We start from the raw sequence: 14,391 nt of genomic DNA, 5'->3' as shown, positions 1-14,391 counted from the left end.
TACTACTGACGTGACTGGCACCATCGAACTGCCGGAAGGCGTAGAGATGGTAATGCCGGGCGACAACATCAAAATGGTTGTTACCCTGATCCACCCGATCGCGATGGACGATGGTCTGCGTTTCGCAATCCGTGAAGGCGGTCGTACCGTTGGCGCGGGCGTGGTTGCTAAAGTTCTCGGCTAATCGCTGATAACATTTGACGCAATGCGCAATAAAAGGGCATCATTTGATGCCCTTTTTGCACGCTTTCACACCAGAACCTGGCTCATCAGTGATTTTATTTGTCATAATCATTGCTGAGACAGGCTCTGAAGAGGGCGTTTATACACCAAACCATTCGAGCGGTAGTGCGACGGCAAATCAGTATCCTTCTTTGCAACAGCAGGGCAGGGGCGACAGAACCGTCAGCGTTGAAGCAATTTGAATAGTTAAGTGTATAATCCGAAACTTAATTTCGGTTTGGATCGCCTCGCCCCCGCGGGGTGAAATTGTTTGTAGAATACTTCTGACAGGTTGGTTTATGAGTGCGAATACCGAAGCTCAAGGGAGCGGGCGCGGCCTGGAAGCGATGAAGTGGATTATCGTTGCCGTGCTGCTGATCGTGGCGATCGTGGGCAACTTCCTTTATCGCGACATTATGCTGGCGGTGCGTGCGCTGGCCGTGGTTATTCTTATTGCTGCTGCCGGTGGCGTCGCGCTGTTGACGACGAAAGGTAAGGCGACCGTTGCTTTTGCTCGCGAAGCGAGAACCGAAGTTCGTAAAGTGATTTGGCCGACTCGCCAGGAAACGCTGCATACTACGCTGATTGTTGCTGCCGTGACTGCAGTAATGTCACTGATCCTGTGGGGACTGGATGGTATTCTGGTTCGCCTGGTCTCCTTTATCACTGGCCTGAGGTTCTGAGATGTCTGAAGCTCCTAAAAAGCGCTGGTACGTCGTTCAGGCGTTTTCCGGTTTTGAAGGTCGCGTAGCCACGTCGCTGCGTGAACATATCAAATTACACAACATGGAAGAGTTATTTGGCGAAGTCATGGTCCCGACCGAAGAAGTGGTTGAGATCCGTGGCGGCCAGCGTCGCAAAAGCGAACGTAAATTCTTCCCGGGCTACGTTCTGGTCCAGATGGTCATGAACGACGCAAGCTGGCACCTGGTGCGCAGCGTACCGCGCGTGATGGGCTTCATCGGCGGTACCTCTGACCGTCCGGCGCCGATCAGCGACAAAGAAGTCGACGCCATCATGAATCGTCTGCAGCAGGTTGGCGATAAGCCGCGTCCGAAAACGCTGTTTGAACCGGGTGAAATGGTTCGCGTTAACGACGGTCCGTTCGCTGACTTTAACGGCGTGGTGGAAGAAGTGGACTATGAGAAGTCCCGCCTGAAAGTTTCCGTTTCTATCTTCGGTCGTGCGACCCCGGTAGAACTGGACTTCAGCCAGGTTGAGAAGGCGTAAGCCGGCGATCAAAAAAGCAGCGATTTAATCGTTGCATAGGGCGCGAAATTGGCATACAATTTCGCGCCTTTTGTTTTTATGGGCCCGGCCCGTAAAACGATGTTTAATCACGGGGAGCTTCTCTGAAGCGTTAATACCCAATTTGAGGATTTAAGAATGGCTAAGAAAGTCCAAGCCTACGTCAAGCTGCAGGTTGCAGCTGGTATGGCGAACCCGAGCCCGCCGGTCGGCCCAGCACTGGGTCAGCAGGGCGTGAACATCATGGAATTCTGCAAAGCGTTCAACGCCAAAACTGATTCCCTGGAGAAAGGTCTGCCGATCCCGGTTGTTATCACCGTTTACGCTGACCGTTCCTTTACCTTTGTTACCAAGACTCCGCCGGCTGCTGTTCTGCTGAAGAAAGCTGCAGGCATCAAGTCTGGTTCCGGTAAGCCGAACAAAGATAAAGTGGGTAAAATCTCCCGCGCTCAGCTGCAGGAAATCGCGCAGACCAAAGCTGCCGACATGACTGGTGCCGACATTGAAGCGATGACTCGCTCCATCGAAGGTACTGCACGTTCCATGGGCCTGGTAGTGGAGGACTAAGAAATGGCTAAACTGACCAAGCGCATGCGCGTGATCCGTGAGAAAGTTGATGCAACTAAACAGTACGACATCAACGAAGCCATCGCTCTGCTGAAAGAGCTGGCCACCGCTAAATTTACCGAAAGCGTAGACGTTGCCGTTAACCTCGGCATCGACGCGCGTAAATCTGACCAGAACGTCCGTGGCGCAACTGTACTGCCGCACGGTACTGGCCGTTCCGTTCGCGTAGCCGTATTTACCCAGGGCGCAAACGCTGAAGCTGCTAAAGCTGCAGGCGCTGAGCTGGTAGGTATGGAAGATCTGGCTGAGCAGATCAAAAAAGGCGAAATGAACTTTGACGTTGTTATTGCTTCCCCGGATGCAATGCGCGTTGTTGGCCAGCTGGGTCAGGTTCTGGGTCCGCGTGGCCTGATGCCGAACCCGAAAGTGGGTACCGTAACTCCGAACGTTGCTGAAGCGGTTAAAAACGCGAAAGCAGGTCAGGTTCGTTACCGTAACGACAAAAACGGCATCATCCACACCACCATCGGTAAAGTGGACTTTGACGCTGACAAACTGAAAGAAAACCTGGAAGCTCTGCTGGTTGCGCTGAAAAAAGCAAAACCGACTCAGGCGAAAGGCGTGTACATCAAGAAAGTTAGCATCTCCACCACCATGGGTGCAGGTGTTGCAGTAGATCAGGCTGGCCTGAACGCTTCTGCAAACTAATGCCTTTACGTGGGCGGCGAATTTGTCTACAATCTTCGCCCACGTTTGCTAACGATGGTTAGCAGGTAACCGAATTGTTCGTTGGAGCCTGGCCTATCCAGGCCTCCGTCGAAGACCGCAGGTGTTTCGCAAGAAACTTAATCCCCTGCGTAGACGGTGACAGAACGCTAAGATTATTTTTGGATATTCTGGCTTGTTTCTGCTCACCGTATTTAGACGCTCTATTCGTTGAATTGAGTGAAGTGAGTTCCAGAGCATAGGCTCTGGCAAACATCCAGGAGCAAAGCTAATGGCTTTAAATCTTCAAGACAAACAAGCGATTGTTGCTGAAGTCAGCGAAGTAGCCAAAGGCGCGCTGTCTGCAGTAGTTGCGGATTCCCGTGGCGTAACTGTAGATAAAATGACTGAACTGCGTAAAGCAGGTCGTGAAGCTGGCGTATACATGCGTGTTGTTCGTAACACCCTGCTGCGCCGCGTCGTTGAAGGTACTCAGTTCGAGTGCCTGAAAGACACGTTTGTTGGTCCGACCCTGATTGCATACTCTATGGAACACCCGGGCGCTGCTGCTCGTCTGTTCAAAGAGTTCGCGAAAGCGAATGCAAAATTTGAGGTCAAAGCCGCTGCCTTTGAAGGTGAGCTGATCCCGGCGTCGCAGATCGACCGCCTGGCAACTCTGCCGACCTACGAAGAAGCAATTGCACGCCTGATGGCAACCATGAAAGAAGCTTCGGCTGGCAAACTGGTTCGTACTCTGGCTGCTGTACGCGATGCGAAAGAAGCTGCTTAATCGCAGTTATCATTGTAAAGCATTCGCTTACGTATAAACTTATTCTGATATTCAGGAACAATTTAAATGTCTATCACTAAAGATCAAATCATTGAAGCAGTATCCGCTATGTCCGTAATGGACGTTGTTGAGCTGATCTCTGCAATGGAAGAAAAATTCGGTGTTTCCGCTGCTGCTGCTGTAGCTGTAGCTGCTGGCCCGGTTGAAGCTGCTGAAGAAAAAACTGAATTCGACGTAATTCTGAAAGCTGCTGGCGCTAACAAAGTTGCTGTTATCAAAGCAGTACGTGGCGCGACTGGCCTGGGTCTGAAAGAAGCTAAAGACCTGGTAGAATCTGCTCCGGCTGCACTGAAAGAAGGCATCAGCAAAGACGACGCTGAAGCTCTGAAAAAATCTCTGGAAGAAGCTGGCGCTGAAGTTGAAGTTAAATAAGCCAACCCTTCCGGTTGCAGCCTGAGAAATCAGGCTGAGGCTGGTGACTTTTTGGTCACCAGCCTTTTTGCGCTGTAAGGCGCCAGTAGCGTTTCACGCTGTTTGACTACTGGTTTGCCTCTCAATGCTTGTTTCTATCGACGACTTAATATACTGCGACAGGTTAGGGTTCCTGGGCTGTGTAAATCGCAATGAAATGGTTTAAGCGTGATAGCAACAGGCATTGCGGAAAGTGTTCCATTTTCCGGTCAACAAAATAGTGTTGCATAAAAAACTGCCCTCTGCGGGCAGATGGGTCGACTTGTCAGCGAGCTGAGGAACCCTATGGTTTACTCCTATACCGAGAAAAAACGTATTCGTAAGGATTTTGGTAAACGTCCACAAGTTCTGGATGTGCCATATCTCCTTTCTATCCAGCTTGACTCGTTCCAGAAGTTTATCGAGCAAGATCCTGAAGGGCAGTACGGTCTGGAAGCTGCTTTCCGTTCCGTGTTCCCGATTCAGAGCTACAGCGGTAATTCCGAGCTGCAATACGTCAGCTACCGTCTGGGCGAACCGGTTTTTGACGTTAAAGAATGTCAGATCCGTGGCGTGACTTACTCTGCACCGCTGCGCGTAAAACTGCGTCTGGTGATCTACGAGCGCGAAGCGCCGGAAGGCACCGTCAAAGACATTAAAGAACAAGAAGTCTACATGGGCGAAATCCCGCTCATGACCGACAACGGTACCTTCGTCATCAACGGTACCGAGCGTGTTATCGTTTCTCAGCTGCACCGTAGCCCGGGCGTCTTCTTTGACAGTGACAAAGGTAAGACTCACTCATCCGGTAAGGTTCTGTATAACGCACGTATCATCCCTTACCGCGGTTCCTGGCTGGACTTCGAATTCGACCCGAAAGACAACCTGTTCGTTCGTATCGACCGTCGTCGTAAGCTGCCGGCTACCATCATCCTGCGCGCGCTGAATTACACCACTGAGCAGATCCTTGACCTGTTCTTCGAAAAAGTGGTCTTTGAAATTCGCGACAACAAGCTGCAGATGGAGCTGATTCCGGAGCGTCTGCGCGGTGAAACCGCCTCCTTCGATATCGAAGCCAACGGCAAAGTGTACGTTGAGAAAGGCCGTCGCATCACGGCTCGCCATATCCGTCAGCTGGAAAAAGACGATATCAAGCATATCGAAGTGCCGGTTGAATATATCGCGGGCAAAGTGGCGGCTAAAGACTATATCGATGAAGCGACTGGCGAACTGATCTGCCCGGCGAACATGGAGCTGAGCCTGGATCTGCTGGCTAAGCTGAGCCAGTCTGGCCACAAGCGCATCGAAACGCTGTTTACCAACGATCTGGACCACGGTCCATACATCTCTGAAACGGTACGCGTCGACCCGACTAACGATCGTCTGAGCGCGCTGGTAGAAATCTACCGCATGATGCGCCCTGGCGAGCCGCCGACTCGTGAAGCCGCTGAAAGCCTGTTTGAGAACCTGTTCTTCTCCGAAGACCGCTACGATCTGTCCGCGGTTGGTCGTATGAAGTTCAACCGTTCTCTGCTGCGCGACGAAATCGAAGGTTCCGGTATCCTGAGCAAAGACGACATCATCGAAGTGATGAAGAAGCTCATCGATATCCGTAACGGTAAAGGCGAAGTGGACGATATCGACCACCTCGGCAACCGTCGTATCCGTTCCGTTGGCGAAATGGCGGAAAACCAGTTCCGCGTTGGCCTGGTACGTGTAGAACGTGCGGTGAAAGAGCGTCTGTCTCTGGGCGATCTGGATACCCTGATGCCTCAGGATATGATCAACGCCAAGCCGATTTCCGCAGCAGTGAAAGAGTTCTTTGGTTCCAGCCAGCTGTCTCAGTTTATGGACCAGAACAACCCGCTGTCTGAGATCACGCACAAACGTCGTATCTCCGCACTCGGCCCAGGTGGTCTGACCCGTGAGCGCGCAGGCTTCGAAGTTCGAGACGTACACCCGACTCACTACGGTCGCGTATGTCCAATCGAAACGCCTGAAGGTCCGAACATCGGTCTGATCAACTCCCTGTCCGTATACGCGCAGACCAACGAATATGGCTTCCTCGAGACGCCGTATCGTAAAGTGACCGACGGTGTGGTTACCGACGAAATTCACTACCTGTCTGCTATCGAAGAAGGCAACTACGTTATCGCTCAGGCGAACTCCAACCTGGATGAAAACGGCCACTTCGTAGAAGATCTGGTGACCTGCCGTAGCAAAGGCGAATCCAGCTTGTTCAGCCGCGACCAGGTTGACTACATGGACGTATCCACCCAGCAGGTGGTATCCGTCGGTGCGTCCCTGATCCCGTTCCTGGAACACGATGACGCCAACCGTGCATTGATGGGTGCGAACATGCAACGTCAGGCCGTTCCGACTCTGCGCGCTGATAAGCCGCTGGTTGGTACCGGTATGGAACGTGCTGTAGCCGTCGACTCCGGCGTTACTGCCGTTGCTAAGCGCGGCGGTACCGTTCAGTACGTGGATGCTTCCCGTATCGTTATCAAAGTTAACGAAGACGAGATGTACCCGGGCGAAGCGGGTATCGACATCTATAACCTGACCAAATACACCCGTTCCAACCAGAACACCTGCATCAACCAGATGCCTTGCGTGTCCCTGGGCGAACCTATCGAGCGCGGCGACGTGCTGGCCGACGGCCCGTCCACCGACCTCGGTGAGCTGGCGCTGGGTCAGAACATGCGCGTCGCGTTCATGCCGTGGAACGGCTACAACTTCGAAGACTCCATCCTCGTTTCCGAGCGTGTTGTCCAGGAAGACCGTTTCACCACTATCCACATTCAGGAACTGGCGTGCGTGTCCCGTGACACCAAGCTGGGGCCGGAAGAGATCACCGCTGACATCCCGAACGTGGGTGAAGCTGCGCTCTCCAAACTGGATGAGTCCGGTATCGTTTATATCGGTGCGGAAGTGACCGGCGGCGACATTCTGGTTGGTAAGGTTACGCCGAAAGGTGAAACCCAGCTGACGCCGGAAGAGAAACTGCTGCGTGCGATCTTCGGTGAGAAAGCGTCTGACGTTAAAGACTCTTCTCTGCGCGTACCGAACGGTGTCTCTGGTACCGTTATCGACGTTCAGGTCTTTACCCGTGACGGCGTAGAAAAAGACAAACGTGCGCTGGAAATCGAAGAGATGCAGCTGAAGCAGGCCAAAAAAGACCTGTCTGAAGAACTGCAGATCCTCGAAGCCGGTCTGTTCAGTCGTATCTACGCGGTGCTGGTCTCCGGCGGCGTTGAAGCTGAGAAGCTCGACAAACTGCCGCGCGATCGCTGGCTGGAACTGGGCCTGACCGACGAAGAGAAACAAAATCAGCTGGAACAACTGGCTGAGCAGTACGACGAACTGAAACACGAGTTCGAGAAAAAACTCGAAGCGAAACGCCGCAAAATCACCCAAGGCGACGATCTGGCACCGGGCGTGCTGAAGATTGTTAAGGTATACCTGGCCGTTAAACGCCGTATCCAGCCTGGTGACAAGATGGCAGGTCGTCACGGTAACAAGGGTGTTATCTCTAAGATCAACCCGATCGAAGATATGCCGCACGATGCTAACGGTACGCCGGTAGATATCGTCCTGAACCCGCTGGGCGTACCGTCTCGTATGAACATCGGTCAGATCCTGGAAACTCACCTGGGTATGGCTGCGAAAGGCATCGGCGATAAGATCAACGCCATGCTGAAACAGCAGCAGGAAGTCGCGAAACTGCGCGAGTTCATCCAGCGTGCCTACGATCTGGGCGCTGACGTTCGTCAGAAAGTTGACCTGAATACCTTCAGCGATGAAGAAGTTCTGCGTCTGGCTGAAAACCTGCGTAAAGGTATGCCGATCGCAACGCCGGTGTTCGACGGTGCGAAAGAAGCGGAAATTAAAGCGCTGCTGCAGCTGGGCGACCTGCCGACTTCCGGTCAGATCACCCTGTTCGACGGCCGCACCGGTGAGCAGTTCGAGCGTCCGGTAACCGTGGGTTACATGTACATGCTGAAACTGAACCACCTGGTCGACGACAAAATGCACGCGCGTTCCACCGGTTCTTACAGCCTGGTGACTCAGCAGCCGCTGGGTGGTAAGGCGCAGTTCGGTGGTCAGCGCTTCGGTGAGATGGAAGTGTGGGCGCTGGAAGCATACGGCGCAGCCTACACCCTGCAGGAAATGCTCACCGTTAAGTCTGATGACGTGAACGGTCGTACCAAGATGTATAAAAACATCGTGGACGGCAATCACCAGATGGAACCGGGCATGCCGGAATCCTTCAACGTACTGTTGAAAGAAATTCGCTCGCTGGGCATCAACATCGAACTGGAAGACGAGTAATTCTCGCTCAAACAGGTCACTGCTGCCGGGTTAACGCCCGGCAGCGGAATGTGCTAACTCCGACGGGAGCAAATCCGTGAAAGACTTATTAAAGTTTCTGAAAGCGCAAACTAAAACCGAAGAGTTTGATGCGATCAAAATTGCTCTGGCTTCGCCAGACATGATCCGTTCATGGTCTTTCGGTGAAGTTAAAAAGCCGGAAACCATTAACTACCGTACGTTCAAACCTGAGCGTGACGGCCTTTTCTGCGCCCGTATCTTTGGGCCGGTAAAAGACTATGAGTGCCTGTGCGGTAAGTACAAGCGCCTGAAACACCGCGGTGTGATCTGTGAGAAGTGCGGCGTTGAAGTGACCCAGACTAAAGTGCGTCGTGAGCGCATGGGCCACATTGAGCTGGCATGTCCGACTGCGCACATCTGGTTCCTGAAATCCCTGCCGTCCCGTATCGGCCTGCTGCTGGATATGCCGCTGCGCGATATCGAACGTGTACTGTACTTTGAATCCTATGTGGTTATCGAAGGTGGCATGACCAACCTCGAACGCAACCAGATTCTGACCGAAGAACAGTACCTGGACGCGCTGGAAGAGTTCGGTGACGAATTCGACGCGAAGATGGGTGCGGAAGCGATCCAGGCGCTGCTGCGCAATATGGATCTGGAGCAGGAATGCGAGCAGCTGCGTGAAGAGCTGAACGAAACCAACTCCGAAACCAAGCGTAAAAAGCTGACCAAGCGCATCAAGCTGCTGGAAGCCTTCGTACAGTCTGGCAACAAGCCGGAGTGGATGATCCTGACCGTTCTGCCGGTACTGCCGCCAGATCTGCGTCCGCTGGTTCCGCTGGATGGCGGTCGTTTCGCGACGTCTGACCTCAACGATCTGTATCGTCGCGTGATCAACCGTAACAACCGTCTGAAACGTCTGCTGGATCTGGCTGCGCCGGATATCATCGTACGCAACGAAAAACGTATGCTGCAGGAAGCGGTTGACGCCCTGCTGGACAACGGTCGTCGCGGTCGTGCGATCACCGGTTCTAACAAACGTCCTCTGAAATCTTTGGCCGATATGATCAAAGGTAAACAGGGTCGTTTCCGTCAGAACCTGCTCGGTAAGCGTGTTGACTACTCCGGTCGTTCTGTTATCACCGTAGGTCCATATCTGCGTCTGCATCAGTGCGGTCTGCCGAAGAAAATGGCGCTGGAGCTGTTCAAACCGTTCATCTACGGCAAGCTGGAACTGCGTGGCCTGGCCACCACCATCAAAGCCGCTAAGAAGATGGTTGAGCGCGAAGAAGCTGTCGTTTGGGATATCCTGGACGAAGTTATCCGCGAACACCCGGTCCTGCTGAACCGTGCGCCGACCCTGCACCGTCTGGGTATCCAGGCATTCGAACCGGTTCTGATCGAAGGTAAAGCCATCCAGCTGCACCCGCTGGTTTGTGCGGCATACAACGCCGACTTCGATGGTGACCAGATGGCTGTTCACGTACCGCTGACGCTGGAAGCCCAGCTGGAAGCGCGTGCGCTGATGATGTCTACCAACAACATCCTGTCCCCGGCGAACGGCGAACCAATCATCGTTCCGTCTCAGGACGTTGTACTGGGTCTGTACTACATGACCCGTGACAGTGTTAACGCCAAAGGCGAAGGCATGGTGCTGACTGGCCCGAAAGAAGCTGAGCGTATTTATCGCGCCGGCCTGGCCTCTCTGCATGCGCGCGTTAAAGTGCGTATCACTGAATACGAAAAAGACGACAATGGTGAGTTTGTCGCGAAAACCAGCCTGAAAGACACGACCGTTGGCCGTGCCATTCTGTGGATGATCGTACCGAAAGGTCTGCCGTTCTCTATCGTGAACCAGGCGCTTGGTAAGAAAGCGATCTCCAAGATGCTGAACACCTGCTACCGTATTCTGGGCCTGAAACCGACCGTTATTTTCGCGGACCAGACGATGTACACCGGCTTTGCTTATGCAGCGCGTTCAGGTGCATCCGTTGGTATCGATGACATGGTCATCCCGGAGAAAAAATACGAAATCATCAGCGAAGCGGAAGCGGAAGTTGCTGAGATTCAGGAACAGTTCCAGTCCGGTCTGGTGACCGCGGGCGAACGCTACAACAAAGTTATCGATATCTGGGCTGCGGCGAACGATCGTGTATCCAAAGCGATGATGGATAACCTGCAAACCGAAACCGTGATTAACCGTGACGGTCAGGAAGAGCAGCAGGTTTCCTTCAACAGCATCTACATGATGGCCGACTCCGGTGCGCGTGGTTCTGCTGCACAGATTCGTCAGCTGGCCGGTATGCGTGGTCTGATGGCGAAGCCGGATGGCTCCATCATCGAAACGCCGATCACCGCGAACTTCCGTGAAGGTCTGAACGTACTCCAGTACTTCATCTCCACGCACGGTGCGCGTAAAGGTCTGGCGGATACCGCACTGAAAACAGCGAACTCCGGTTACCTGACTCGTCGTCTGGTCGACGTTGCCCAGGACCTGGTCGTCACTGAAGACGACTGCGGCACCCTGGAAGGCATCACTATGACGCCGGTTATCGAAGGTGGCGACGTTAAAGAGCCGCTGCGCGATCGCGTACTGGGTCGTGTAACGGCGGAAGATGTGCTGAAGCCGGGTACTGCGGATATTCTGGTTCCACGCAACACGCTGCTGCACGAGCACTGGTGTGACCTGCTGGAAGCGAACTCCGTTGACTCCGTCAAAGTGCGTTCCGTTGTATCCTGTGACACCGACTTTGGTGTATGTGCGCACTGCTATGGTCGTGACCTGGCGCGTGGCCACATCATCAACAAAGGTGAGGCTATCGGCGTTATCGCGGCACAGTCCATCGGTGAGCCGGGTACACAGCTGACGATGCGTACGTTCCACATCGGTGGTGCGGCATCTCGTGCGGCTGCTGAATCCAGCATCCAGGTGAAAAACAAAGGTAGCATCAAGCTCAGCAACGCGAAGTCGGTTGTGAACTCCAGCGGTAAACTGGTTATCACTTCTCGTAACACCGAGCTGAAGCTGATCGACGAATTCGGTCGTACCAAAGAGAGCTATAAAGTGCCTTACGGTGCGGTTATGGCGAAAGGCGACGGTGAGCAGGTTGCCGGCGGTGAAACCGTCGCAAACTGGGATCCGCACACCATGCCGGTTATCACCGAAGTGAGTGGTTTTATCCGCTTCACTGATATGATCGACGGCCAGACCATTACTCGTCAGACCGACGAGCTGACCGGTCTGTCTTCGCTGGTGGTTCTGGACTCTGCAGAACGTACCGCAGGTGGTAAAGATCTGCGTCCGGCGCTGAAAATCGTTGATGCTCAGGGCAACGACGTTCTGATCCCAGGTACCGATATGCCTGCTCAGTACTTCCTGCCGGGTAAAGCGATTGTTCAGCTGGAAGATGGCGTACAGATCAGCTCTGGTGACACCCTGGCGCGTATTCCGCAGGAATCCGGCGGTACCAAGGACATCACCGGTGGTCTGCCGCGCGTTGCGGACCTGTTCGAAGCACGTCGTCCGAAAGAGCCGGCTATTCTGGCTGAAATCAGCGGTATCATTTCCTTCGGTAAAGAAACCAAAGGGAAACGTCGCCTGGTTATCACCCCGGTAGACGGTAGCGAGCCGTACGAAGAGATGATTCCGAAATGGCGTCAGCTCAACGTGTTCGAAGGTGAACGTGTAGAACGTGGTGACGTAGTTTCCGACGGTCCGGAAGCACCGCACGACATTCTGCGTCTGCGTGGCGTACATGCTGTGACCCGTTACATTGTTAACGAAGTCCAGGACGTATACCGTCTGCAGGGCGTTAAGATTAACGATAAGCACATCGAAGTTATCGTTCGTCAGATGCTGCGTAAAGCCACCATCGAAAGCGCAGGCAGCTCCGACTTCCTCGAAGGCGAGCAGGTGGAATACTCCCGCGTCAAGATCGCAAACCGCGAACTGGAAGCGAACGGCAAAGTGGGCGCAACGTTCTCCCGCGATCTGCTGGGTATCACCAAAGCGTCTCTGGCCACCGAGTCCTTCATCTCCGCGGCATCGTTCCAGGAGACCACTCGCGTGCTGACCGAAGCAGCCGTTGCGGGCAAACGCGACGAACTGCGCGGTCTGAAAGAGAACGTCATCGTGGGTCGTCTGATCCCGGCCGGTACCGGTTATGCGTACCACCAGGATCGTATGCGCCGTCGCGCTGCTGGCGAACTGCCGGCGGCACCGCAGGTGAGCGTGGAAGAAGCATCTGCCAACCTGGCAGAGCTGCTGAACGCAGGTCTGGGCGGTTCTGACAACGATTAATCGTTGATGCACTGCTAAAAAGCCGGTCAGGTTTCCTGACCGGCTTTTTTATTGCCTGTTCTCCGCTGTCCCCGTCTTTAATTACATTTACGCCATATCCAGGATGCAATTTTTTAGCAATTAATTCATAAAAAATATCCTTTAGCCTTGCACCTCAAAAACCTTTCTTTATATATGGGTAAAACTTCTACTCATATCAAAAAATAAACAATTCAAAGAGGATATATTCAAAATACCTGATGAATCATGGGATTACTGCTGCTGCTTTATCTTCGGCGCGACGGCCTGGAGAGGGATCGCTGCATCTCATGCTTCCCCCAACAAGGCGCAGAAATAATCCCGGCAGGCAGGTAGGGATCATTACTTTAGGTCTGAGTGGACAGGCTCTGGGGGCTGCATGGAATTCGCGATACAACTCATTATTATCTTAATTTGTCTGTTTTATGGTGCCCGAAAAGGCGGTATTGCGCTGGGGCTGCTGGGCGGCATCGGTTTAGTGATCCTCGTCTTTGTTTTTCATCTCCAGCCGGGTAAACCGCCGGTTGATGTGATGCTGGTGATCATTGCGGTGGTGGCCGCCTCGGCGACGCTGCAGGCGTCCGGCGGCCTGGATGTCATGTTGCAGATTGCCGAGAAGCTGCTGCGGCGTAACCCAAAATATGTCTCTATTGTGGCGCCTTTCGTCACCTGCACGCTGACTATCCTCTGCGGTACCGGTCACGTGGTGTATACCATCCTGCCGATTATCTACGATGTGGCGATTAAGAATAACATTCGCCCGGAGCGTCCGATGGCCGCCAGCTCCATTGGCGCCCAGATGGGGATCATCGCCAGCCCGGTCTCGGTGGCGGTGGTCTCGCTGGTGGCGATGCTGGGGAATTTTACCTTTAACGGTAAACATCTCGAGTTTCTCGATCTGCTGGCGATAACCATTCCTTCCACGCTGCTGGGCATTTTAGCCATCGGCATCTTCAGCTGGTTCCGTGGCAAAGATCTGGATAAAGACGAAGCCTTCCAGGCGTTTATTGCGGTACCGGAGAACCGCCATTACGTCTATGGCGATACGGCGACGCTGCTGGATAGAAAGTTGCCCACCAGCAACTGGATAGCGATGTGGATTTTTCTGGCCTCCATCGCTGTGGTGGCACTGCTCGGCGCCTTCTCTGAACTGCGTCCGACCTTTGACGGTAAACCGCTGTCGATGGTGCTGGTGATCCAGATGTTTATGCTGCTCTCCGGGGCGCTGATCATCATCATTACTAAAACCAACCCGGCATCGATTTCCAAAAATGAGGTCTTTCGTTCGGGAATGATCGCTATCGTCGCGGTGTACGGCATCGCCTGGATGGCGGAGACCATGTTTGGCGCTCACATGACCGAAATTAAAGGCGTGCTCGGGGAGATGGTCAAAGAGTATCCATGGGCCTATGCCATCGTGCTGCTGCTGGTTTCGAAGTTTGTAAACTCGCAGGCGGCAGCGCTGGCGGCGATTGTTCCGGTGGCCCTGGCCATCGGCGTCGACCCGGCCTATATCGTGGCTTCTGCGCCGGCCTGCTATGGCTACTATATTCTGCCGACCTACCCCAGCGATCTGGCGGCGATCCAGTTTGACCGCTCAGGGACCACCCATATTGGCCGCTTTGTGATTAACCACAGCTTTATCCTGCCCGGGCTCATCGGCGTTGGCGTCTCCTGCGTTTTTGGCTGGCTATTCGCTGCGATGTACGGCTTTCTGTAAGCGGGGACGGGCGCCGGCAGCGACGCCCGTTCAATT

9 protein-coding genes and 1 pseudogene are annotated in these 14,391 nt (G+C 53.8%); all 10 read left to right on the top strand.

Translation table 11 applies throughout. The features are described from left to right. Positions 1-184, top strand: a pseudogene (gene tuf / locus ACLH1U_RS24670) (elongation factor Tu); the annotation flags it as partial. A 337-nt stretch (positions 185-521) separates the two neighbouring features. Continuing rightward, positions 522-905, top strand: a complete 384-nt coding sequence (gene secE, locus ACLH1U_RS24665) for a preprotein translocase subunit SecE (RefSeq protein WP_002883772.1) — start codon at positions 522-524, stop codon at positions 903-905. A 1-nt stretch (position 906) separates the two neighbouring features. Next, on the top strand, positions 907-1,452 hold the full coding sequence (gene nusG / locus ACLH1U_RS24660) for a transcription termination/antitermination protein NusG (protein ID WP_001287521.1): 546 nt from the start codon (positions 907-909) through the stop codon (positions 1,450-1,452). Positions 1,453-1,608: 156 nt separating this feature from the next. Further along, complete coding sequence (rplK, locus tag ACLH1U_RS24655; protein ID WP_002884034.1) at positions 1,609-2,037, top strand: 50S ribosomal protein L11; 429 nt, start codon at positions 1,609-1,611, stop codon at positions 2,035-2,037. Between the two features lie 3 nt (positions 2,038-2,040). Continuing rightward, positions 2,041-2,745: a 50S ribosomal protein L1 gene (gene rplA, locus ACLH1U_RS24650; protein WP_002884036.1), complete on the top strand. Its 705-nt coding sequence runs from the start codon at positions 2,041-2,043 to the stop codon at positions 2,743-2,745. Between the two features lie 289 nt (positions 2,746-3,034). Next, the gene (gene rplJ, locus ACLH1U_RS24645) at positions 3,035-3,532 is read left to right on the top strand and encodes a 50S ribosomal protein L10 (protein WP_001207203.1); all 498 of its coding nucleotides are present in this window, start codon (positions 3,035-3,037) and stop codon (positions 3,530-3,532) included. A 66-nt stretch (positions 3,533-3,598) separates the two neighbouring features. Then, positions 3,599-3,964 carry a 50S ribosomal protein L7/L12 gene (gene rplL, locus ACLH1U_RS24640; RefSeq protein WP_002884142.1) on the top strand — a complete coding sequence of 122 codons (366 nt, stop codon included), beginning with the start codon at positions 3,599-3,601 and terminating at the stop codon, positions 3,962-3,964. A gap of 324 nt (positions 3,965-4,288) precedes the next feature. Next, positions 4,289-8,317 carry a DNA-directed RNA polymerase subunit beta gene (rpoB, locus tag ACLH1U_RS24635; protein ID WP_004206758.1) on the top strand — a complete coding sequence of 1,343 codons (4,029 nt, stop codon included), beginning with the start codon at positions 4,289-4,291 and terminating at the stop codon, positions 8,315-8,317. Positions 8,318-8,393: 76 nt separating this feature from the next. Next, on the top strand, positions 8,394-12,617 hold the full coding sequence (gene rpoC / locus ACLH1U_RS24630) for a DNA-directed RNA polymerase subunit beta' (protein WP_023291591.1): 4,224 nt from the start codon (positions 8,394-8,396) through the stop codon (positions 12,615-12,617). A 397-nt stretch (positions 12,618-13,014) separates the two neighbouring features. Further along, entirely contained in the window at positions 13,015-14,355 is a 1,341-nt protein-coding gene (dcuB, locus tag ACLH1U_RS24625) for an anaerobic C4-dicarboxylate transporter DcuB (RefSeq protein ID WP_224359811.1), read from the top strand. The last annotated feature ends 36 nt before the right edge of the window (positions 14,356-14,391 follow it).

The organism is Klebsiella sp. 1SOBk5mer (assembly GCF_046603115.1).
GTDB lineage: Bacteria > Pseudomonadota > Gammaproteobacteria > Enterobacterales > Enterobacteriaceae > Klebsiella > Klebsiella quasipneumoniae.
The sequence above is the reverse complement of the archived record's forward strand: the minus strand, read 5'-3'. Positions and strand labels throughout refer to the sequence as shown.

What these genes read in the sequence shown, in the direction of transcription:
- secE (WP_002883772.1), top strand. Translation starts at nt 522, where the DNA reads ATGAGTGCGAATACCGAAGCTCAAGGGAGCGGGCGCGGCCTGGAAGCG.
- nusG (WP_001287521.1), top strand. Translation starts at nt 907, where the DNA reads ATGTCTGAAGCTCCTAAAAAGCGCTGGTACGTCGTTCAGGCGTTTTCC.
- rplK (WP_002884034.1), top strand. Translation starts at nt 1,609, where the DNA reads ATGGCTAAGAAAGTCCAAGCCTACGTCAAGCTGCAGGTTGCAGCTGGT.
- rplA (WP_002884036.1), top strand. Translation starts at nt 2,041, where the DNA reads ATGGCTAAACTGACCAAGCGCATGCGCGTGATCCGTGAGAAAGTTGAT.
- rplJ (WP_001207203.1), top strand. Translation starts at nt 3,035, where the DNA reads ATGGCTTTAAATCTTCAAGACAAACAAGCGATTGTTGCTGAAGTCAGC.
- rplL (WP_002884142.1), top strand. Translation starts at nt 3,599, where the DNA reads ATGTCTATCACTAAAGATCAAATCATTGAAGCAGTATCCGCTATGTCC.
- rpoB (WP_004206758.1), top strand. Translation starts at nt 4,289, where the DNA reads ATGGTTTACTCCTATACCGAGAAAAAACGTATTCGTAAGGATTTTGGT.
- dcuB (WP_224359811.1), top strand. Translation starts at nt 13,015, where the DNA reads ATGGAATTCGCGATACAACTCATTATTATCTTAATTTGTCTGTTTTAT.